This is a genomic window from Bradyrhizobium sp. HKCCYLRH3061, assembly GCF_051168015.1.
Taxonomy (GTDB): domain Bacteria; phylum Pseudomonadota; class Alphaproteobacteria; order Rhizobiales; family Xanthobacteraceae; genus Bradyrhizobium.
The window spans coordinates 719,127-739,926 of record NZ_JBNPUE010000001.1; the positions used below are offsets into that span (position 1 = coordinate 719,127).

General features: G+C 65.3%; 24 protein-coding genes. 8 read left to right on the forward strand and 16 right to left on the reverse strand.

Annotated features, from left to right (window positions below):
* Window positions 1-122 precede the first annotated feature (122 nt).
* The gene (locus ACQR2C_RS03445; RefSeq protein WP_434880431.1) at window positions 123-1,616 is read right to left on the reverse strand and encodes an FAD-linked oxidase C-terminal domain-containing protein; all 1,494 of its coding nucleotides are present in this window, start codon (window positions 1,614-1,616) and stop codon (window positions 123-125) included.
* A 208-nt stretch (window positions 1,617-1,824) separates the two neighbouring features.
* On the opposite strand from ACQR2C_RS03445, the gene cycA reads away from it, so the two are divergent.
* On the forward strand, window positions 1,825-2,220 hold the full coding sequence (gene cycA, locus ACQR2C_RS03450; RefSeq protein ID WP_315801889.1) for a cytochrome c-550 CycA: 396 nt from the start codon (window positions 1,825-1,827) through the stop codon (window positions 2,218-2,220).
* Between the two features lie 65 nt (window positions 2,221-2,285).
* Here cycA and ACQR2C_RS03455 read toward each other — a convergent pair whose 3' ends face one another.
* Window positions 2,286-3,245, reverse strand: a complete 960-nt coding sequence (locus tag ACQR2C_RS03455; RefSeq protein ID WP_434845648.1) for an alpha/beta fold hydrolase — start codon at window positions 3,243-3,245, stop codon at window positions 2,286-2,288.
* Between the two features lie 251 nt (window positions 3,246-3,496).
* Between ACQR2C_RS03455 and ACQR2C_RS03460 the strand changes: the two genes are divergently transcribed.
* The gene (locus ACQR2C_RS03460) at window positions 3,497-3,679 is read left to right on the forward strand and encodes a hypothetical protein (protein ID WP_015669379.1); all 183 of its coding nucleotides are present in this window, start codon (window positions 3,497-3,499) and stop codon (window positions 3,677-3,679) included.
* A 20-nt stretch (window positions 3,680-3,699) separates the two neighbouring features.
* On the opposite strand, the gene ACQR2C_RS03465 is transcribed toward ACQR2C_RS03460, so the two are convergent.
* The 3 genes from ACQR2C_RS03465 to ykgO form a co-directional block, all read right to left on the reverse strand.
* Window positions 3,700-3,951, reverse strand: coding sequence for a hypothetical protein (locus ACQR2C_RS03465; RefSeq protein WP_316179514.1), 252 nt, complete (start codon window positions 3,949-3,951; stop codon window positions 3,700-3,702).
* 102 nt (window positions 3,952-4,053) lie between these two features.
* Window positions 4,054-4,683 (reverse strand): tetratricopeptide repeat protein, encoded by a 630-nt coding sequence (locus ACQR2C_RS03470; RefSeq protein WP_315801886.1) that lies wholly within the window; start codon window positions 4,681-4,683, stop codon window positions 4,054-4,056.
* Between the two features lie 99 nt (window positions 4,684-4,782).
* On the reverse strand, window positions 4,783-4,908 hold the full coding sequence (gene ykgO, locus ACQR2C_RS03475) for a type B 50S ribosomal protein L36 (protein WP_006611362.1): 126 nt from the start codon (window positions 4,906-4,908) through the stop codon (window positions 4,783-4,785).
* Between the two features lie 253 nt (window positions 4,909-5,161).
* On the opposite strand from ykgO, the gene ACQR2C_RS03480 reads away from it, so the two are divergent.
* The 3 genes from ACQR2C_RS03480 to ACQR2C_RS03490 all read left to right on the forward strand — a co-directional run bounded on the left by ACQR2C_RS03480 (window position 5,162) and on the right by ACQR2C_RS03490 (window position 7,340).
* Window positions 5,162-6,046 (forward strand): amidohydrolase family protein, encoded by an 885-nt coding sequence (locus ACQR2C_RS03480; protein WP_315801885.1) that lies wholly within the window; start codon window positions 5,162-5,164, stop codon window positions 6,044-6,046.
* Between the two features lie 90 nt (window positions 6,047-6,136).
* Window positions 6,137-6,883, forward strand: coding sequence for a haloacid dehalogenase type II (locus tag ACQR2C_RS03485; RefSeq protein ID WP_434880432.1), 747 nt, complete (start codon window positions 6,137-6,139; stop codon window positions 6,881-6,883).
* Window positions 6,873-7,340, forward strand: coding sequence for a YbaK/EbsC family protein (locus tag ACQR2C_RS03490; protein ID WP_434880433.1), 468 nt, complete (start codon window positions 6,873-6,875; stop codon window positions 7,338-7,340). The genes ACQR2C_RS03485 and ACQR2C_RS03490 overlap by 11 nt, the downstream gene beginning before the upstream one ends.
* Window positions 7,341-7,363: 23 nt before the next feature.
* On the opposite strand, the gene ACQR2C_RS03495 is transcribed toward ACQR2C_RS03490, so the two are convergent.
* Window positions 7,364-8,272 (reverse strand): LysR family transcriptional regulator, encoded by a 909-nt coding sequence (locus tag ACQR2C_RS03495; RefSeq protein WP_434880434.1) that lies wholly within the window; start codon window positions 8,270-8,272, stop codon window positions 7,364-7,366.
* 130 nt (window positions 8,273-8,402) lie between these two features.
* On the opposite strand from ACQR2C_RS03495, the gene ACQR2C_RS03500 reads away from it, so the two are divergent.
* The 3 genes from ACQR2C_RS03500 to ACQR2C_RS03510 all read left to right on the forward strand — a co-directional run bounded on the left by ACQR2C_RS03500 (window position 8,403) and on the right by ACQR2C_RS03510 (window position 9,994).
* Window positions 8,403-9,101, forward strand: coding sequence for a pirin family protein (locus tag ACQR2C_RS03500; protein WP_315801881.1), 699 nt, complete (start codon window positions 8,403-8,405; stop codon window positions 9,099-9,101).
* Window positions 9,102-9,176: 75 nt separating this feature from the next.
* The gene (wrbA, locus tag ACQR2C_RS03505; protein WP_315801880.1) at window positions 9,177-9,776 is read left to right on the forward strand and encodes an NAD(P)H:quinone oxidoreductase; all 600 of its coding nucleotides are present in this window, start codon (window positions 9,177-9,179) and stop codon (window positions 9,774-9,776) included.
* Window positions 9,777-9,847: 71 nt separating this feature from the next.
* Complete coding sequence (locus ACQR2C_RS03510; protein WP_434880435.1) at window positions 9,848-9,994, forward strand: hypothetical protein; 147 nt, start codon at window positions 9,848-9,850, stop codon at window positions 9,992-9,994.
* On the opposite strand, the gene ACQR2C_RS03515 is transcribed toward ACQR2C_RS03510, so the two are convergent.
* The 10 genes from ACQR2C_RS03515 to ACQR2C_RS03560 all read right to left on the reverse strand — a co-directional run bounded on the left by ACQR2C_RS03515 (window position 9,981) and on the right by ACQR2C_RS03560 (window position 20,722).
* Window positions 9,981-10,598, reverse strand: coding sequence for a 3-keto-disaccharide hydrolase (locus tag ACQR2C_RS03515; RefSeq protein WP_434880436.1), 618 nt, complete (start codon window positions 10,596-10,598; stop codon window positions 9,981-9,983). The two genes, ACQR2C_RS03510 and ACQR2C_RS03515, sit on opposite strands and share 14 nt — an antisense overlap.
* A 97-nt stretch (window positions 10,599-10,695) precedes the next feature.
* A complete protein-coding gene (locus ACQR2C_RS03520; RefSeq protein WP_315801877.1) occupies window positions 10,696-11,556 on the reverse strand; it encodes a D-amino-acid transaminase in 861 nt (286 codons plus the stop codon).
* Window positions 11,557-11,669: 113 nt separating this feature from the next.
* The gene (locus ACQR2C_RS03525; RefSeq protein ID WP_316179526.1) at window positions 11,670-12,401 is read right to left on the reverse strand and encodes an amino acid ABC transporter ATP-binding protein; all 732 of its coding nucleotides are present in this window, start codon (window positions 12,399-12,401) and stop codon (window positions 11,670-11,672) included.
* Window positions 12,402-12,410: 9 nt separating this feature from the next.
* A complete protein-coding gene (locus tag ACQR2C_RS03530) occupies window positions 12,411-13,103 on the reverse strand; it encodes an amino acid ABC transporter permease (RefSeq protein ID WP_315801875.1) in 693 nt (230 codons plus the stop codon).
* 1 nt (window position 13,104) lies between these two features.
* Window positions 13,105-13,836, reverse strand: a complete 732-nt coding sequence (locus ACQR2C_RS03535; RefSeq protein WP_434880437.1) for an amino acid ABC transporter permease — start codon at window positions 13,834-13,836, stop codon at window positions 13,105-13,107.
* Window positions 13,837-14,034: 198 nt separating this feature from the next.
* The gene (locus ACQR2C_RS03540) at window positions 14,035-14,949 is read right to left on the reverse strand and encodes an amino acid ABC transporter substrate-binding protein (RefSeq protein WP_316217154.1); all 915 of its coding nucleotides are present in this window, start codon (window positions 14,947-14,949) and stop codon (window positions 14,035-14,037) included.
* A gap of 552 nt (window positions 14,950-15,501) precedes the next feature.
* The gene (locus ACQR2C_RS03545; protein ID WP_434880438.1) at window positions 15,502-16,884 is read right to left on the reverse strand and encodes a M20 family metallopeptidase; all 1,383 of its coding nucleotides are present in this window, start codon (window positions 16,882-16,884) and stop codon (window positions 15,502-15,504) included.
* 834 nt (window positions 16,885-17,718) lie between these two features.
* Window positions 17,719-19,383 (reverse strand): thiamine pyrophosphate-binding protein, encoded by a 1,665-nt coding sequence (locus tag ACQR2C_RS03550; protein WP_434880439.1) that lies wholly within the window; start codon window positions 19,381-19,383, stop codon window positions 17,719-17,721.
* Complete coding sequence (locus ACQR2C_RS03555; protein WP_434880440.1) at window positions 19,380-19,556, reverse strand: hypothetical protein; 177 nt, start codon at window positions 19,554-19,556, stop codon at window positions 19,380-19,382. The genes ACQR2C_RS03550 and ACQR2C_RS03555 overlap by 4 nt, the downstream gene beginning before the upstream one ends.
* Before the next feature lie 41 nt (window positions 19,557-19,597).
* Complete coding sequence (locus ACQR2C_RS03560; protein WP_434880441.1) at window positions 19,598-20,722, reverse strand: alkene reductase; 1,125 nt, start codon at window positions 20,720-20,722, stop codon at window positions 19,598-19,600.
* Between the last annotated feature and the right edge of the window lie 78 nt (window positions 20,723-20,800).

Consider the following 20,800-nt stretch of genomic DNA (forward strand, 5'->3'; position numbering starts at 1 on the left):
ACGGTGGCCTCATGGTTCGAGACGGCGCTCGCGCGCCTCCTCACCATGAGGGTCTCCAGCGTTCGCAAGCCGCGAGTGCGAACGGGCATCAGATGACGCAGCTCCGCTCGACAGCGCCCGCCTCAAAACCGCGGCAAGTCCGGAAACGCCAGCTTGCCGCCATGCACATGCATCCGTCCCAGCTCGGCGCAGCGATGCAGGGTCGGAAACACTTTTCCCGGGTTGAGCAGGCCCTGGCTGTCGAACGCGCACTTCACGCGCTGCTGCTGGTTGAGGTCGATCTCGGAAAACATCTCCGGCATCAGGTCGCGTTTCTCGATTCCCACGCCGTGCTCGCCGGTCAGGACACCGCCGAGCTCGACACAGCAGCGCAGGATGTCGGCGCCGAAGGCCTCGGCGCGCTCCATCTCGCCGGGCTTGTTGGCGTCGTACAGGATCAGCGGATGCAGGTTTCCGTCGCCGGCGTGGAAGACGTTGGCGCAGCCGAGCTGGTATTTTTCCGACAGCTCGCGGATGCGCGCCAGGGCCTTGGGCAGCGCGCCGCGCGGGATGGTGCCGTCCATGCAGAGGTAGTCCGGCGAGATGCGGCCGACGGCGGGGAAAGCCGCCTTGCGGCCGGCCCAGAACAGATTGCGCTCGGCCTCGGAGGTCGAGATGCGGCAGGTGGTCGAGCCGCAGCCGTTGGCGATCGCCTCGACGCGGCCGATCAGCTCGTCGACCTCGACGCCGGGGCCGTCGAGCTCGATGATCAGCAGCGCCTCGACATCCAGCGGATAGCCGGCGTGGACGAAGGCCTCGGCGGCGTGGATCGCAGGCTTGTCCATCATCTCCATGCCGCCGGGAATGATGCCGGCGCCGATGATGCGGGCGACGCATTCGCCGGCGGCCTCGACCTCGGCGAACCCGACCATCAGCGCGCGCGCCGTCTCCGGCTTCTGCAGGATGCGCACCGTCACCTCGGTGACGACGCCGAGCAGGCCTTCCGAGCCGGTGATCAGGCCCATCAGGTCGTAGCCCGCGTTCTCGGCGCATTTGCCGCCGATACGCAGCACCTCGCCGGTCATCAGCACGATCTCGCAGCCGAGCACGTTGTTGGTGGTCATGCCGTATTTCAGGCAGTGCACGCCGCCGGAATTCTCCGCGACATTGCCGCCGATCGAGCAGGCGATCTGCGACGACGGATCGGGCGCGTAGTAGAAGCCGGCATGCGCCACCGCCTGGCTGATGGCGAGGTTGGTGACCCCGGGCTCGGTGACGACGACGCGGTTGTCGAAATCGATCTCGCGGATGCGCTTGAACTTGCCGAGGCCGAGCAGCACGCCGTCGGCCAGCGGCAGCGCACCGCCGGACAGCGACGTTCCGGAGCCGCGCGGGACCACCTTGATGCCTTGGTCATGGCAATATTTCAGCACCTGCGACACCTGCGCGGTGGTCTCCGGCAACACCACGACCATCGGCGGCTGGCGGTAGGCCATCAGCCCGTCGGACTCGTAGGGCAGCATCTCGGAGGCGCTGTCGATGACGCCTTCGCCCGGCACGATTGCACGCAGTGCAGCAACGATCTCGCCACGGCGCGCCAGCACCGCTTGATCTGCCTCCGGCATCATGATCGCCATCGCGTTCCTCCGGCCTCGATTTTGCCCCGGCCTATCAATCACAACGGAAACCGTTTGGATAGGCAGCGGATCCGCATCGACGTTTGCGGCAGAGCAACAAGCTCAGCCATTATGCTGATTTGCCTCAGCGCATCCCCGCTTGTGCCTCGCCTGAGGCCATGCCACAACCTGCGCGCAAACTCGTCTCGTAACCCACAGAGCCTGATCCATGAAGAAAATGACTTTGAGCGCGCTCGTCATCCTCGCCTCGTCGTCGCTGGCGTCTGCCGCGCTGGCGCAGGATGCGGCCGCCGGCAAGACGTCCTTCAACAAGTGCCTGCCCTGCCATTCGATCGGCGAGGGCGCGAAGAACAAGGTCGGCCCGGAGCTGAACGGCCTCGACGGCCGCAAGTCGGGCAGCGCGCCGGACTACAACTATTCGGAAGCCAACAAGAATTCGGGCATTACCTGGAACGAGGCGGTCTTCAAGGAATACATCAAGGATCCGAAGGCCAAGATTCCCGGCACCAAGATGACCTTCGCCGGCATCAAGAACGAGACCGAGATCAACAACCTCTGGGCCTATGTGTCGTCGTTCGACAAGGACGGCAAGCAGAAGCAGTAAGCGGCCGCCGGCCGACCCATCAGCTCGCCTGCAAAGCCCCGGCCGACCGCCGGGGCTTTTTTGCATCACGGCGCCACGGCATCGGCCGTGGCGACGGCCGCGACGATGCGGTCGACCTCGCCGGCCACCAGTTCCGGCACCGCGTTCTGGACCATGTGCCCGAGCTCGGGCAGCACGATCAGCCGGCTGTGCGGCACGACCTGGGCGAGCGGGCGGGCATGGATGTCGGTATAGACCGTCCGGTCGGCCTCGCCCGCCACGATCGTGACCGGGACCTTGATCTCGCCATAGCGCGGCGCCTGCTCGATCACGGCCTGCTTCAGGGTGACGAGATCGCGCGCATTGGCGATGAACTCGCGCGGGCGCAGCAGCAGCGGCGTCGCGGTCCGGTCGACGAAATCGTCCGGCATGGCCTGCGGCGCGAACACGCCGCGGGCGCCGGGCGCCATCAGCGCCAGACCGAGCGGCAACGTGATCGTATGCGCCAGCAATGGCCCGACCACCGGCGTGGTGACGGCCTCGTTGTAGCGCCCGACCCCGCCCCGCCAGGGATACGCGACCGGCGCCAGCATCACGAGGCCCGCGACCCGGTCGGGGAAATCGAGCGCCATGCGCAGGCCGAGCGCGCCACTCCAGGAATGCACCACCAGGACGACCTGGCCGACCCCGAGCCGCGCCAGCGCCTCATCCAGCATGCGGGCCTGAGCGGCGGGCGTGGAATCCTCGGGCCTGATACGCGGGCTCCAGCCGTGGCCGGGACGGTCGACCAGCAGCACCCGGTGGCGCCGGGCGAGCAGGTCGCCGAGCGGCCTGCGCATCGCCTCGAGGTTCGAGCTGGCGCCGTGGAGCAGCAACAGTGGCGGCTTTTCGCTGTCGCGGGGCCCGATATCCACAAGATTGATCGTCGCACCCTCGACATTGATGGCCTGCCCTTGCGCCGGGTAACGGCGCTCGAGCACCGCCACACCGGCGCGCGTGAGCACCGCCAGGAGCGCCAAAGTGCCCACCAAGAACATTGAAATCATTGATAGTTTTCTGCCTGTCACAGTGACAGTTACGGTGCAGATCCGCGGGAGTTGCAGATCCGGCCGCGTTGTCTCGTCGTTTCGCCCGGGAATCCTGTCATCACCGCGTCGTCGGCCATTTTATAACCATGGTCGGGACTTTTCCTCGCAATCGGCTGATGGCCGTGAATTACTTCCGGTCGGGTCATTGCGTGGTTTGAGCACGATGACCGGCCCTGAGTTTAGTTTGGTGTTTTGGGAGGGGGTTACCGATGAGTGTTCGTTCGAGCGAGACGGCTATCGACGAGATCGTCGCGAGCTGCAATGGCGATCTCCGTGGCGCGCTGAAGGCGCTGCTGCTGGTCAACGAGCACCTCGAGGCCGAGATCGCGCAGCTTTATGCCGCGGCCGCCCAGTACGGCCTGCCGGACCGCCGCAGCACCGCGTTCCACTGAGCGATCCGACCGGGCGACGATCAGTCCTCGGCTGTGATGTCCTTGTTCGGGCAGGCGTTGATCGTGGAGCGCGCGAGCTTTGCGTCGTCCAGCGACTTAAAGGGGCCGGACGCGAACCAGATATCGCCCATGGTGGGGGTGACGACCGGATTGCTGGTCACGATCTCGCAGCGATTGGTTGCGCGGTTGCCGACCACCCAGAACATGTCTTCGGCCCACGCGGCCGTGGCCGCCGTCATCACCAGCGCCGCCGCCAGCACCGCACGCGTCATTGCGCCTCTCCTGCCGACAAATCTCGATCAAGAGGCACGTGGGGTTGCGCGGTCCCGCCAGCAAGAGCGGCGCTCAGCACATGGTTAACGGCAGGTCCGGCGTCAGATGTCGCGGCCTTCGACCTTTTCGGTCAGCGTCTTGACCAGCTCCGGCACCTTGTCCAGATGCGGATTGACCTCGAGCGCCTTGCGGAACGCATCCAGCGCCCGCTTCTCCTCGCCGAGATCCTGCATGATCATGCCGAGACCTGCGAGCGCGCCGAAGTGCCGCGGCTCACGGAGCAGGACCTGCTGGATGTCGGCCAGCGAGCGGCCGTAATCGTTCTGGAGGTAATAGATCGTCGCGCGACGGTTCCAGGCCTCGACATAATCGGGCCGCAGCTTGATGACCGAATCGAGCAGCTTGAGTGCGACTTCGTTCTGCTTCGCGTCCATCGCCGCCTTGGACCGCGCCATGAGCAGGGCAACGGTATCGCTGGGGGTCTGCAGCCAGATCGCCCAGATCCGCGCCTCGACGTGCTTGGCGCTGATATCGTCCGGCGCGGCCTTCAGGGCGCCGAACAGGAAATCGAGGCCCTTGGTCTTGTCGGCCCCGACCTTGGGCAGCTTGGCGGGCGCCTCGGGCGGCTTCGGCTTGGGAGCCGCACGCGGCTCGCCCTGCGCTTGCGCAAGGTGCGGTATGGAAATGACGACGGCGGCGAGCAGGACCGCCTGGAAAGTTCGCTTTGCCATGCGCCGAGTGTAGACGCAGTCCGCGCGTCCTGCAAAGCAGCACACGCGTCAAACGCCTGTGAGCGGACTGGCGACCGCGGCCGGATCAGCCTCGTTCGATCAACCCTGGCGGGCCTTGAAGCGGCGCTGGACCTTGTTGATCACGTAGACGCGGCCCTTGCGGCGGACCAGACGGTTGGCACGGTGGCGGCCACGCAGCGACTTCAGCGAGTTACGGACCTTCATGGGACATCCTGATACGTTGAAAGGCCGTGTTGGACAGGCCGGAAGTGGCAAACAAAAAGGGAGTTCCGCAAGCGACCAAGCCGCCCGGATTGGCCGGTTTCTAACCACCGGCCCGCCGGATGTCAATCATGGCGGCGCCGCGCTTCAACAGAACCGGCCCAGCACGCGCCCCTCGATCCAACTTGGCGATTGCCAAATTCGTTATATCCTATAATCAATTTCTCAAAGCCAAGAACCAACCCCGGGAACGCCCATGCCCAAGCTCGCTCTGCCCAAGATCGACGACGTCGTCGCCATCGACATCCATACCCATGCCGAGGAGCCCTGCGGCATGCATGCAGATGACGGCTACGACGATTTCCAGGCCCAGATGGCCGACTACTTCAAGTCGCCGCACAAGCACCCGCCGACGGTGCCGGAGACGGCCGCCTATTATCGTTCCAAGAACATCGCCGCGGTGATCTTCCCGGTCGACGCCGAGCGCGAGACCGGCTTCCGGCGCTACAACAATTACGAGATGCTCGAGGTCGCCTCCGACCATCTCGATGTGCTGATCCCCTTCGTCAGCATCGATCCGCACAAGGGCAAGCTCGGCGTCCGCGAGGCGCGCAAGCTGATCGAGGAGTATGGCGTCCGCGGCTTCAAGTTCCACCCGACCATGCAGGGCTTCTACGCCAACGACCGCCTCGCCTATCCGCTGTACGAGGCGATCAACGACGGCGGTGCGATCGCGCTGTTCCACACCGGCCAGACCGGCGTCGGCTCGGGCATGCCGGGCGGCATGGGGATGCGGCTGAAGTACTCGAACCCGATGTACATGGACGACGTCGCGGCCGACTTCCCCGACCTCAAGATCATCCTCGCCCACCCCTCCTTCCCCTGGCAGGAGGAGGCGCTGTCGGTCGCGACCCACAAGCCGAACGTCTATATCGATCTCTCGGGCTGGTCGCCGAAATACTTCCCGCCGATCCTCGTCCGCTACATCAACTCGATCCTGCAGGACAAGATGCTGTTCGGCTCGGACTGGCCGGTGATCACCCCTGACCGTTGGCTCGCCGATTTCGCCAAGCTCGACATCCGCGACGAGATCCGGCCGAAGGTGTTGAAGGCCAACGCGCGCAGGCTGCTGGGGATCTGACATCGTCCGGTCCGCAAGGATCGTGCTAGTCTACGCAGGCGCGGTGACCCATCAGTCATTGCGCCTGTTCAAGGTGGTCAGGTGAGCGCCATGCCGTTCAAAGCCATCGTCTTCGACGCCTATGGCACGCTGTACGATATCCAGTCAGTGGCGGCAGTCACCGAGCAGGCCTTTCCCGGCCACGGCGACATCATCACCCAGATCTGGCGCATCAAGCAGCTCGAATACACCTGGCTGCGCTCGCTGATGCAGCGCTACGAGGATTTTTCGGTCGTCACCCGCGAGTCGCTGCTCTATACGCTGCGCGTTCTCGGCCTGCAGGCCGATGCGATCACACGCGATCGCATCATCGCCAAATATCTCGATCTCGATCCCTACCCTGATGCACGTGGCGCGCTCGCCGCGATGAAGGACCGCCGGCTCGCGATCCTCTCCAACGGCAGCCCCGCGATGCTCGACGGCCTGGTGAAGGCCAGCGGCTTCGATGCTATGCTCGATGCGGTCATCAGCGTCGATGCCCACAATATCTTCAAGCCGAGTCCCGAAGCGTATACGCTGATCGCGGAGACACTTGGACTTGCACCCGCCGAGGTGCTGTTCGTGTCCTCCAATCCCTGGGACGTCTGCGGCGCCAAGGCCTTCGGCCTCAACGTCGCCTGGATCGAGCGCGTCACTCCCGAAGCCATGGCGGCCGCCTGCATCAAGACCGATCTCGTGTCCCCGCTCACGATGTTCAAGGCGCTGCGCACCCAGATGGACGAGTTGGGTTTTGCGCCCGATTATCGTATTGCTGCGCTCTCCGAATTGCCTGAGATCGTCAACACGCATGAGCCTTGAATCCGTCCGCGCCTTCTTCGCTGAAAAAGCCCCCGACATCGACGTCCTCGTCTCCAGCCAGAGCTCCGCAACCGTGGCGCTCGCGGCGGAAGCCTATGGCGTGGAGCCGGCCCGCATCGCCAAGACGCTGTCGTTGCGCGTCGGTGAACGCGTCATCCTGATCGTCGCTGCCGGGAACGCCCGCATGGACAACAAGAAGGTCAAGGCTCAGTTCGGCGGCAAGCCGAAGATGCTGGGTCTCGACGAGGTCGCCGACATCACGGGGCACGAGGTCGGCGGCGTCTGCCCGTTCGGGCTGAAGTCGCCGCTGCCGGTGTATTGCGATCTGTCACTGAAGGCCTTCGAGATCGTCGTGCCCGCGGCGGGCTCGACCCACAGCGCGGTGAAGATCACGCCGGAACGCATGGCCGAGCTGACAGAAGCGGCATGGGTCGACGTCTGCGAGGTGCAGTCCTGATCGGCTGAGATCGGCGGGCGCGCTCATCGCTTCTTCGCCTTCGCCAGCTCCTTCACCAGAAACTCCGAGAGCACCTCGACCCGCGCGGGGCGCGGGCCGCCGGGCGGCATCACCAGGTGCATCGCGCCTTCCGGCTGGCTCCAGCCCTTCAGCACCACCTCGACCTCGCCCGACGCGATCGCGTCGCCCACGATGAAATCCGGCAGGTCTGCGATGCCGAGCCCGGCGAGCACCGCCGGCAACAGCGCCTCGCCATTGTTGACGCGCAGCTGTCCCGCCGGCCGCACGCTGGCCTGCTCGCCGGCCGCATTGGTGTAGTGCCAAACGCCAGCGGTGGAGAGATAGGCGTAGCCGAAGCATTTGTGCTCGGCGAGATGCATCGGGTGCGTCGGCCGACCGTGGCGCTTCAGATAGGACGGCGCCGCCACCGTGTAGCGCGGCATGGCGCAGAGCCGGCGCGCGAGCAGCGAGGAGTCCGGCAGCCGGGCGATCCGCAACGCGAGATCAAAACCCTCACCGATGAGATCGACGGTGGCGTCGCTCATGTGGAGGTCGATCGAGACCTCCGGATATTGCTCCAGGAACGCCGGCAGCAGCGGCGCGATCTTCTTTACGCCGAACGTCATCGGCACCGCGAAGCGCACCAGGCCGCGCGGCGTCAGCGACTGCGCGAGCGCCTCGGTCTCCGCCGCCTCGCCATCGGCGAGCAGCTGCGCGGCGCGCTCGGACAGCCGCTGACCGGCATCCGTCAGCGCCAGGCGCCGCGAGGTGCGGTTGAACAGCCGCGTGCCTAGACGCTCCTCCAGCCGGCTCACCGCCTTGGAGACGGAGGCCTTGGAGAGGCTCAGCTCCTGCGCGGCGCCGGCGAAGGAGCGCAGCTCGACGACCTTGGCGAAGATCGCCATCGCCTCGAAATCCGGAAGTCGCGCCATTCCTTCAAATCTCTCTTTTGGAAACAATAGGTTTCAATAGTTTCTATTTCTATACTCCGGTCGCCGCCTTATTCCAATGCCCAACGGCACGGCGGCACCGGCCGACCGTTGCAACCACAGGAGCAGACCCATGATCGAACTGAAGCCCTTTGCGGCGCTGGGCGGCGCCGACCACGGCTGGCTCAAGGCCAAGCACCATTTCTCGTTCGCGAGCTACTACGACCCCAGCAACATGGGCCACGGCGCCCTGCGCGTCTGGAACGATGACGAGATCGCACCGAACACCGGCTTCCCCGCGCATCCCCATCGCAACATGGAGATCATCACCTATGTCCGCGAGGGCGCGATCACCCATCAGGACAGCCTCGGCAACAAGGGCCGCACCGAGGCCGGCGACGTCCAGGTGATGAGTGCGGGCAGCGGCATCCGCCACTCCGAGTACAATCTCGAGCCGACCACGACCCGGATCTTCCAGATCTGGATCGAGCCGACCACCGACGGCGGCCAGCCGACCTGGGGCGCCAAGCCGTTCCCGAAGTCCGATCGCTCCGGCAAGCTGGTGACGCTCGCGAGCGGCTTCGCAGATGACGGCGACGCGTTGCCGATCCGCGCCAAGGCACGCGTACTCGGCACCACACTGAAGGCCGGCGAGACCGCCGAGTACGATGCCGACAAGGCCCGGCATATCTATCTCGTGCCTGCCGCCGGAAGCGTCGAAGTGAACGGCGTCCGCGTCAACGCTCGTGACGGCGCCGCCATCCGCGACGAGGCCACGCTGAAGATCACGGCGCTCGAAGATTCCGAACTGGTGCTGGTCGACGCCGCTTAAGTCTGTTTCGCGATCCCGGTCGGCTCTCCGGCCGGGACGCCCTCCCCGATCACTCGCATTCCCACGGAGACTTCCATGACCAAGGTTCTCGTTCTCTACTATTCCGCCTACGGCCACATCGAAGCGATGGCCAACGCCGTCGCCGAAGGCGCCCGCGAAGCCGGCGCCGCCGTCGACATCAAGCGCGTGCCGGAGCTCGTGCCCGCCGACGTCGCCAAGGCCTCGCACTACAAGCTCGACCAGGCCGCACCGATCGCCAAGGTCGAGGAGCTCGCCAACTATGACGCCATCATCGTCGGCACCGGCACCCGCTTCGGTCGCATGGCCTCGCAGATGGCCAACTTCCTCGACCAGGCCGGCGGCCTCTGGGCCAAGGGCGCGCTGAACGGCAAGGTCGGCGGCGCCTTCACCTCGACCGCGACCCAGCATGGCGGCCAGGAGGTCACGCTGTTCTCGATCATCACCAACCTCTTGCATTTCGGCATGACCATCGTCGGCCTCAACTACGGCTTCGCCGGCCAGATGAAGCTCGACGAGATCACCGGCGGCTCGCCCTATGGCGCGACCACCATCACTGGCGGCGACGGCAGCCGGCTGCCGAGCGAGAACGAGCTGGCGGGGGCGCGCTATCAAGGGCGCGTGATCGCCGAGACCGCAAAGAAGCTGCATGGCTGACGCGACTGGGGCGGCACTTCCGTCACCGAAGCGCCGCCCCATCTCGTCGGAAGAAAGTGAGGGAGTCCGCAATGCCCGCCATGCTCGAACTGGTGACGCTGGCCAGGCTGGCCCGCCATCCTCTGCAGATGATCGCGCGCCATTGGTACTGCAAGGGCCTTTACCGCGCGAGCCGCGGTCAGCGCCGCTGCCCGGAATGCACCGCTATAGCGGCTTGATCTGCACCTTCTTGAACTTTACGACGCCCGAGCCGTATTGCAGGGCGATCGGCCCCGCAGCATGCTTGCTGTCGTCGACGTCGGCGGTCTTCTCGCCGTTGAGCATCACGGTCAGCCGCGTGCCCTTGGCGGTGATCTCGTAGGTGTTCCACTTGCCGCCGGCCTTCGGCATCGGATCGACCTTGGACACGTCGACGATGGCGCCGGTGCCGTATTTCGGATCGGGCCGCTTGTCGAAGATGTTGACCTCGTAGCAGATGTTGGAGTCGATCTTCGCCGACTGGTCGCAACGGATGAAGATGCCGCTGTTGGCGGCGTCGTCGACCCAGAACTCGGCCGTGATCTGGAAATCCTTGTAGCTGGCCTTGGTGACCAGATAGGACGGATCCTTGCCGTCGAGCTTGTCGGCCATCAGCACGCCGTCCTTCGCCTCCCAATTGGCCTTGCCGACCTCGGCGAATTCGACCTTCTTGTCACCGTCGACCAGGGTCACCCAGCCGTCATCGGCGAATGCCGTCACCCAGCCGTCATCGGCGAATGCCGTCCCCCAGCTCGCGCCCGCAATCAACAGTCCGGCCGCAAGCCCGCACAAGCGATACCGCATCGAAACGCCTCCCCGTTTTTGTTTGGTTCGCCGCCACGATAGCAAAGCGCCGGACGAAGCAAACGGGTTTCGATGCTGCATCTGCTCTCTCGTCGAACTACACCGCCGTCGCGCGCGCAAAATCGACATAGATCTCGCGCAGCCGCGCCGCGACCGGGCCAGGCTTGCCGTCGCCGACCGGCTTGCCGTCGATCGTGACCACCGGCTGCACGAACGAGCTCGCGCTGGTGATGAAGGCCTCCTTCGCCGCGAGCGCCTCCTCCACGGTGAACAGCCGCTCCTCGACCTTGAGCTGACGCTCCTCGGCGAGCTTCACCACCGCCTTGCGGGTGCAGCCCGGCAGGATGGCGTTGGAGTTCGGCCTGGTGACGATGACGTCGTCCTTGGTCAGGATGAAGGCGGAGGACGAGCCGCCCTCGGTCACGTGACCATCCTCGACCATCCAGGCCTCTCCAGCGCCGGCGGCCGCAGCCGCCTGCTTCGCCAGCACCTGCGCCAGCAGCGCGACGCTCTTGATGTCGCGCCGCGCCCAGCGGATGTCGGGCACGGTGATGACGCCGATGCCCGCCGTCGCCGAGGGTGCATCGACGATGTTCTTGGCGGTCACGAACATCACCAGCGTCGGCTTGACGTCGCCTTTCGGAAACGGGAAGTCGCGGCCCTTGTCAGCGCCCCGCGTGACCTGCAGATAGACCATGCCCTGGTCGAGCCGGTTGCGCGCGACCAGCTCCTTCTGCAGCGCCTCGATTCGCGCCAGGCTCTCCGGCAGCGCCAGCCCGATCTCGCCGACCGAGCGCTCCAGCCGGGCGAGGTGCGAGGCGCTGTCGACCAGCTTGCCGTCGAGCACCGCCGCCACCTCATAGATGCCGTCGGCGAACAGGAAGCCGCGATCGAGCACCGAGACCTTGGCCTCGGACAGGGGCACGAAGGCGCCGTTGACGTAAGCGATGGGGTCCAAGGCGGTATCTCCTTTCTCATCAGCGCACGCATAGTCCTTAGCATGCGCCGATCGTTTTTCTCGCCGTCATTCCGGGGCGATGCGCAGCATCGAACCCGGAATGACGGGTCTAACTAGTGCGACAAAATCTTCGACAAGAACTGCTGCGCGCGCTCGCTGCGGGGCTGGCCGAAGAACTCATCCTTCTTGGCGTCCTCGACGATCTCGCCGCGGTCCATGAAGATGACGCGGTGGGCGACCTTCCTGGCAAACCCCATCTCGTGGGTCACGACCATCATGGTCATGCCCTCGCGGGCGAGATCGACCATGACGTCGAGCACCTCGCTGATCATCTCCGGATCGAGCGCCGAGGTCGGCTCGTCGAACAGCATCGCGATCGGGTCCATGGCGAGCGCACGCGCGATCGCGACACGCTGCTGCTGGCCGCCCGAGAGCTGCGCCGGAAATTTCTGCGCCTGCTCCTTCAGCCCGACGCGCTCCAGCAGCTTCATGCCCTTGGCGGTCGCTTCCTCGTGGCCGCGCCCCAGCACCTTCTGCTGGGCGAGGCAGAGATTTTCGATGATCTTCAGATGCGGAAACAGCTCGAAATGCTGGAACACCATGCCGACGCGCGAGCGCAGCTTCGGCAGGTTGGTCTTGGGATCATTGACCTTGAGACCATCGATCGTGATCGTGCCGTCCTGGAACGGCTCCAGCGCGTTGACGCATTTGATGAGGGTCGACTTGCCGGAGCCGGAGGGACCGCAGACCACCACCACCTCGCCCTTGGCGACCGATGTCGTGCAGTCCTTCAGCACCTGGAAGCTCGGGCTGTACCATTTGTTGACGTGGCTGATTTCGATCATGGGAGCCGACTACCTGATGATGGCGATGCGCGACTGCAGGCGGCGGACGCCGTAGGACGCGATGCAGGAGATGGTGAAGTAGATCAGGGCCGCGAACAGATACATCTCGACCAGCCGGCCGTCGCGCTGCGCGACCTTGGAGGCGGCGCCGAGGAAGTCCGGGATCGAGAGCACGTAGACCAGCGAAGTGTCCTGGAACAGCACGATGGTCTGGGTCAGCAGCACCGGCAGCATGTTGCGGAACGCCTGCGGCAGCACGACGTAGCGCATGGTCTGCGCATAGGTCAGTCCGAGCGCCGAGGCCGCGGCCGGCTGACCGCGCGAGATCGACTGGATGCCGGCGCGCATGATCTCGGAGAAATACGCCGCCTCGAACATGATGAAGGTGATCAGCGAGGAGGCGAAGGCGCCGACCTTGATCGGCCGCGACGATCCGGTGATCCACTGCCCGATATAGGGGACCAGGAAGTAGAACCAGAAGATCACCAGCACCAGCGGCAGCGAGCGCATGAAGTCGACATAGAGCCCGGCGATCCAGCCCATCACGCGATAGCCGGACAGCCGCATCAGCGCGATCATGGTGCCGAAGACGAGACCGCCAAAAGCCGACAGCGCGGTCAGCGTCAAGGTGAAGGTCATGCCGTCGATGAACAGGTAGCTCAGCGAGCGGCGGATGACGTCGAAATCGAAATTGGCCAGCATCTCATTTGCCCGTGATGTAGCCAGGGATCGCCACCGCGCGCTCCAGCAGGCGCATGCCGATCACGACGATGACGTTGATGACGAGATACATCAGCGTTGCGGCGCTGAACGCCTCGAACACCTGGAAGGAGAATTCCTGCATCTCGCGGGCGGCGCCCGTCAGCTCGATCAGACCGATCGTGATCGCCACGGCGCTGTTCTTGACCGTGTTGAGAAATTCGGACGTCAGCGGCGGCAGGATGATGCGGAAGGCCATCGGCAGCAGCACGTAGCGATAGGCCTGCAAGGTGGTGAGGCCGAGCGCGGTCGCCGCCATCATCTGGCCGCGCGGCAGCGAGCCGATGCCGGCCGCGAGCTGCACCGCGACGCGCGCCGACATGAACAGCCCGATGCCGACCGCGGCCGTATAGAACGGCGCATTCGGCATCTGTTTCAGCCACAGGCCGGCGGTTCGCGGCAGCAACTCGGGCAGCACGAAGAACCACAGGAACAGCTGCACCAGCAGCGGCATGTTGCGGAAGAACTCGACATAGACGAAGCCGATCCAGGTCGCCAATTTCGAGGGCAGACTGCGCAGGATGCCAACGATCGTGCCGCAGATCAGCGCGATCACCCAGGCCGACAGCGAGGTCACGATGGTGACCTTCAGCCCCGCCAGCAACATGTCGAAATAGGTTCCGGCCCCGGTCGGGTTCGGCTCCAGGAAGATGTGCCAGTTCCAGGTGTAGTTCACGGGGGTGTCCTGAGAAGATTGGCTCGCAGTCGGATTGCGGAACGTCGCCACCAGCGACGCTGCGCTCCCTCCCCCCTTGCGGGGGAGGGTCGGGGTGGGGGGTCCACACGGAGAGTCTTTGCTGAGACCCCCACCCCCGACCCCTCCCCGCAAGGGGGAGGGGAGCGCAGCGAGTTCGCCGCGCGAGTTGTGTCCAGCTTACGGCTTGTACGAGTCCGGATCCGGCGAGTCCGACGGCTTGGCGAACTCGGCCTTCAGCTCGGCCGACATCGGGGTGTTCAGGTTCAGGCCCTTCGGCGGGATCTTCTGCATGAACCACTTGTCATACAGCTTGGCGCCCTCGCCGCTGGTGTAGATCTTGGCGGTCGCGGCATCGACGACCTTCTTGAACTGCGGATCGTCCTTGCGGAGCATGATGCCGTAGGGCTCCGGCTTGGAGAACGCATCCTTGGAGATGACGTAGGCGGCCGGATCCTTGGAGCTGGCGACGAGGCTCGACAGCAGGATGTCGTCCATCACGAAGGCCACGGCGCGATCGGTCTCGACCATCAGGAAGGCTTCGGCGTGATCCTTGGCCGGGATGATGTTGATCCCAAGATTGCGTGCGGCATTGGCTTCGGTGAGCTGCTTGATGTTGGTGGTGCCGGCAGTCGACACGACCGTCTTGCCCTTCAGATCATCAATCTTGTTGATGTTGCTCGACTTCTTCGAGACGTAGCGGCTCGCCGTCAGGAAGTGGGTGTTGGTGAAGGAGATCTGCTTCTGGCGCTCGGCATTGTTGGTGGTGGAGCCGCATTCCAGATCGATGGTGCCGTTGGCGAGCAGCGGGATGCGGGTCGACGACGTCACCGGATTGAGCTTCACGTCGAGCTTGTCGAGCTTGAGCTCCTTCTTCACGGCATCGACGATGCCCATGCAGATGTCGATGGCAAAGCCGATCGGCTTCTGATTGTCGTCGAGATAGGAGAACGGGATCGAGGAGTCGCGCACGCCCAGCGTGATCGCACCGGTCTCCTTGATGTTCTTCAGGGTCCCCGTCAGGTCCTCGGCCTGCACCTGGCCGGCGCAGAGCGCGGCGGCGACGGCAAGACCGAATAGGCGAAGCTGCTTCATAACTGATCTCCTCAATCCGGCTGATCGCCGGATGCTTGCATAAACCACAGCGAACTCAAAATGGCCCCCGCCCCCGGACGATCTCCGGCCGGACGAGCGCGGGCACCATAGACCGCCCCGCGGCGGGAAGTTCTCGGACGCTTGCGACAAATTGCCTGCGCTGTGCCCCTTTGGACAAGGCTTGCGGGCTGATCCCGCAGCGCCAAACGCCGTGATGGTAAACTACGAGGGCCGCGGCGGTCGGGCGACCCGACGAAAGTCTGACTCGGGCGTGCGGCCAGCTCATCAGCTCGCACCTCGAGTTCCAGTGCTCGCGAGCGGATCTCTTGGTGAGAGCCGAGCCTTCGCGGCGCCGGCGGTGCGCTCCCTCTCCCCGTTCTTCACGGGGAGAGGGTTGGGGTGAGGGGCAGACGCACGGCAAGTGTGCGTGGTGACACCTGTACCCCCTCACCCGGATTGCATCTTCGATGCAATCCGACCTCTCCCCGCAAGCGGGGAGAGGCGCTGACCGAGCCAGCCGTGCAACCTGTGCGCATCGGTACGAAACCTCGCTCACAGCGGCTTCCGCAATTCGCCAAGATCCCAGAACAGCCCGGCCATCAGGCCGAGCGCCTCCTCCGTGACATCCAGCAGAATGTGCTCATCCGGCGCGTGCTGCGAGCAGCCCGGATAGGAATGCGGCACCCACATGGTCGGCATCTTCAACACGTCGGCAAACACGTCATTGGGCAGCGAGCCGCCGAAATTCGGCAGCACGGCGGGCGCCTTGCCGGTGCTCATCTTGATGGAATCCGCGGCCCATTTGATCCAGGGACTGTCGATGTCGGCGCGCGAGGCCATGAAGCCCTGCGTCATGCTGACCTCGATCATCGGGAAGCCGTGCGCAACGAGGTGGTTCTTCACGTCCTCCACGATGCTGTCGACCTTGGTGCCGACGACGAAACGCAGCTGCAGCACGGCACGGGCGCGGCCCGGGATCGCATTCGCCGGCTTGTCGATATTGCCGGAGGAGATCGCCAGCACCTCGAGCGTATTCCAGGCATAGAGCCGCTCCGCCGGCGTCAGCCCGTCCTCGCCCCAATTGTCGGACAGCGCCGGCTCGTCGGCGGTCGGCTCGACCTTCACGTCGGCGAGGATGGCGCGGATGGCGTTGGTGAGGCGCGGCGGCTTCAGCGACTCCAGCTTGATGCGGCCCTGGCCGTCGACCAGCGTGGAAATGGCGTTGGCGAGAATGGTCGCGGGATTGGCGAGCACGCCGCCCCAATTGCCGGAGTGATTGCCGCCCTCGCGCAGGTTGACGTCGAGATGCAGCCGGATGCCGCCGCGGCAGCCGAGAAAGATGGTGGGGCGCGCGGTCGACAGCCGCGGGCCGTCCGAGCCGATGAAGACGTCGGCCTTCAAGGCGTCGCGATGCCGATCGGCTACCTCTGCGAGATCGGGCGAGCCGATCTCCTCGCCCATCTCGATGATGAATTTGGCATTGAAGCCGAGCTTGCCGCCGCGGGCCTCGCGCACCGCGCGCAGCGCCGCCATATTGATGCTGTGCTGGCCCTTGTTGTCGGCCGTGCCGCGGCCGTAGAAGCGGTTGCCGTCCGGCGTCACCGCCCAGGGATCGCGCCCGTCGCGCCATTCGCCGGCCATGCCGTCGACGGTGTCGCCGTGGCCATAGCTGAGCATCGTCGGGGCGCTGTCGCTCTCGTGGTAGGTCGCGATCAGGAACGGCGACTTGCCGCTCGGCGAGGGCACGATCTCGGAGGAAAAGCCGAGCGCGGCAAAGGACGGCATCAATTCGTTGGTCAGATACGCCGCGAGGTCGTCCCTGCGCTCGGGATTGAGGCTCTCGGTGCGATAGGCGACCCGGCGGCCGAGCTCGGCCAGGAAGTCACCGCTCGTCAGGCTTTGACGGGCACGGGCGATTGCATCAATCCTGGTCATGGCGCTTTTCCAGTCACAACGAAGGCGGCGTCATATCGGGATCGTGGGCGGAGCGAAAGAGGCTGGGTTTGAATTCAATGGGTCAGCGCATGCGTCTCGGATTATGGAACTGCCATGCCTGGGACTTGACGCGTCGGGCAGCATTGTCGCCGTCCCCGACTTACGCGCTCTCGTTCTCGCGGTGCGGTCGAGCACCCGAGCTATTGGCATGAACACCCTCACGAGACGGAGGGCGCGGGGAATGCCGGGTGAAGGCCTCACCCATGGCCCGCCTGCAGAAAGAAAAGCAGGCGGCAGTCACCACAGGTTCAGCCGAACATCCGGCATTCCCCGCGCGACGGTTTTTCACGCTTATAGCGCGCTCTCCCCGGTGTCCGGCTCGATAGCCACCGTCGTCTGCGGGATCATCACCCGCGGACTTGGCGCAGCATCGGGGCGCCAGGACCACACGCCTTCACGTCCGCAACCTGCCGTTCGTCGGCGCGGGTCTCCCCACGCTGCGGCATGCCGACAGCCGTCGCATCCCACCTCGCGTGTCGTGACGATCGCGATGCGCCCCTCCGTGTGAGGCGGAATTTCGGGAATAAAGCACATCTTCTGATATTCGTAAAGAATTTTCTCGCGGCTTCTCCGCCCGCCGCCTCCTTCGAGACGCCCGCCTGCGGCGGGCTCCTCAGGACGAGGACCGAGCTTGTGGCGAAATCCTAACCCTCATGGCTGGCGAGATCTCCACCCTCATGGTGAGGAGCGCCGCTTCCCCCGGATGGTCATGACCGAGCGAGCAGGTCGCCGCGGATGAGGTGCGGCGCGTCTCGAACCATCAGGCCAAGCTGTTCAATTCACCGCATTGCTCACCATCACCTCGATCAGCTTCGTGCCCGGCCGCCGGAAGGCCCCCGACAGCACCGACTTCAACTCACTGGGATCGCTGACGCGCAGTGACTCGCAGCCCAGCGATCGTGCCAGCCCGGCGAAGTCCACCGGCGGATCGACAAAGTCCATGCCGATATAATTGTCGTCGCCGTGGAACGACAGCAGCCGCTGCTTGATGATGCGATAGCCGCCATTGTTGACGATGACGACGGAGAGCGGCAGCTTGTGGTGAGCCGCGGTCCACAGCGCCTGGATCGAATACATCGCACTGCCGTCGCCGGAGTAGCACACCACGGGACGGTCGGGATTGGCGAGGCTGACGCCGACCGAGGCCGGCAGGCCCCAGCCGATGCCACCCGACGCGAGGCCGTGATAGTTGTAGCGGTCGCGGTACGGCCACAGCGCCGTCATGTAGCGCGCGGACGTCAGCCCCTCGTCGACCAGGATGCCATGCTCCGGCATGGCCTGGGCCACCTGCAGCGCGAGATAGTCGGGATCGATCGGCGTTTTGTCGCGTGCCGTCTCGATCTGAGCGGTCAGCGTCCGGCGCCGCGCACTCCAGTTCTTCGACGACAGCTCCGCGATGCGCGCTTGCGCGGTAGCTTGCAGGGACGAACCGCCCACCTCGCGCAGCAGCGGCGTGAGCTGCAGGAGCGTCTCGCGGACGTCGGCTTTCAGCGCGATCTCGGCGCCGAAGTTCTTGCCCAGCTCCCAATCGACCAAGCCGATCTGCACGATCGGCAGTCCCTCCGGCAGCGGCTCGATCTCGCTGTGCACGGACATCCGCAACGGATCGGCGCCGAGCACGATCAGCAGATCATGCGGCGCCAGGAGATCGCGGACCTGCTTCTGCGCGCGCGACAGCGAGCCGATGTAGCAGGGATGCTCGGAGAGGAAATGCGCGCCATAGGGCGCGGACTGCTGATGCACGGGTGCGCCGATCGCGCTGGCGAACTCCGCGGCGGCCTGCAGCGCATCGCTCTTGACGATCTCGTCGCCGGTGATGATCACCGGCCGCTGCGCCTTGAGAATGCGCTGCGCCAGCCCCTGCAACGCGTCCGCGGTCGGCCGCACGCGCGCATCGACCCGCGTCGACCGGCCGAGCTCGATGCCGGCTTCGGCATTGAGGATATCGCCGGGCAGCGAGATGAAGACGGGACCCGTCGGAGGCGTGGTCGCGACCTTGGCGGCGCGCCTGATGATGCGCGGCAGGTCCTCCAGCCTCGTCACCTCGACCGCCCATTTCACCAGCGGCTCGGCCATCCGCACCAGCGGACCATAGAGCAATGGCTCCATCAGGCCGTGGCCCTGCTCCTGCTGGCCGGCGGTGAGGATCATCGGCGTGCCGGTGAACTGCGCGTTGTAGAGCGAGCCCATCGCATTGCCGAGACCCGGCGCGACGTGAACGTTGCAGGCGACGAGGCGTCCCGAGGCGCGGCTGAAGCCATCGGCGATCGCCACCACCAGGCTCTCCTGCATCGCCATGACGTAGGTGAGATCGGGATGATCCTTCAGCGCATGCATGACCGGCAATTCGGTGGTGCCGGGATTGCCGAACAGATGCGTGATGCCCTCGTCCTTGAGCAGCGCGAGGAAGGCCGAACGTCCGGTGGTGCGGTTTTTCATGTTGCGGTTCCTCCGGCGACGCGGTGTTGTTTGTTGGTGCAAGCCCTCACCACGTCATGGCCGGGCTTGTCCCGGCCATCCACGTCGGTCGGCACGCTTGGATGGACGTGGATGCCCGGGACAAGCCCGGGCATGACGATGTGGAAAGAGACGAGCGAAGAAGCGTCGATCATCGTACGCTTCGCTCCTCGCAATGACGTGGAGAGAGCGGAGGCTACGCCTCGGCTGTCTCCTGATACACCGGATAATCCGTGTAGCCCTTCTCCTCGCCGCCGTAGAAGGTCGGGCGGTTGTAGGGCGTCAGCGGCCAGCCGTGCTGCAGGCGGGCGGGCAGGTCCGGATTGGAGATGAAGTAGCGGCCGAAAGCGATGGCGTCGGCATGGCCCGCCTTGATCGCCGCCTCCGCCGGCTCACCGGTGAAGCCGCCGGCGCCGATCAGCACGCCCTTCCAGATCGGACGGAACAGCGCCAGCGCCGACGGCACGTTCTGCCAGTTGACGTCGGCGCGGCCGGCGCCGGAGGAGCGCGGCTCGATCAGATGCAGATAGGCGATGCCGAGCCTGTTCAGCGCCTCGATCGCATGCGTGTAGAGCGGCATCGGGTCGGCTTCGCCGGAGCCGTTGGCGATGCCATAGGGCGACAGCCGCACGCCGACCTTGTCGGCGCCGCAAGCGGCGATCACGGCTTCCGTCACCTCGAGCAGGAAGCGGCAGCGGTTTTCGATGGAGCCGCCGTAGCGGTCGGTGCGCTGGTTGCTGCGGGTCTGCAGGAACTGCTCGATCAGATAGCCGTTCGCACCATGCACCTCGACGCCGTCGAAGCCCGCCGCGATCGCGTTGCGCGCCGCCTGGCCATAAGTCGCGACGAGCGCGGGGATCTCGTCGGACTCCAGCGCCCGCGGCGTCTCGTAGGCCGCCGGCCTGCCGTCCGCCGTCATCGCCTTGAGATCGTCGCCGATCGCGATCGCCGACGGCGCCACCGGCAACGCACCGCCCGGCTGGAACGAGGAATGCGAGACGCGGCCAACATGCCAGAGCTGCAGGAAGATGAATCCGCCCTTGGCATGCACGGCGTCGACGACCTGCCTCCAGCCGGCGATCTGTGCCGTGCTATAGATGCCCGGCACGTTCGGGCTACCGGTGCCGGTCGGCGCGACCGGCGAGGCCTCGGCGATGATCAGCCCGCCCGGCGTGGCGCGCTGCGCATAATAGTCGACGTTGAGCGGCCGCGGCGCGAGCGTCTCCTTTGCGGCGCGCATGCGGGTCAACGGCGCCATCACGACGCGATGCTTGAGGTGATAAGGACCGATCGTGAGCGGTGAAAACAGCGCAGGCAGCATTTCGTCCCCAGATGTCGTTGCGATTGTCGATTGGCATCATCTTGTTCGCAAAACATGATGGTGGCAATGTCCGCCCCA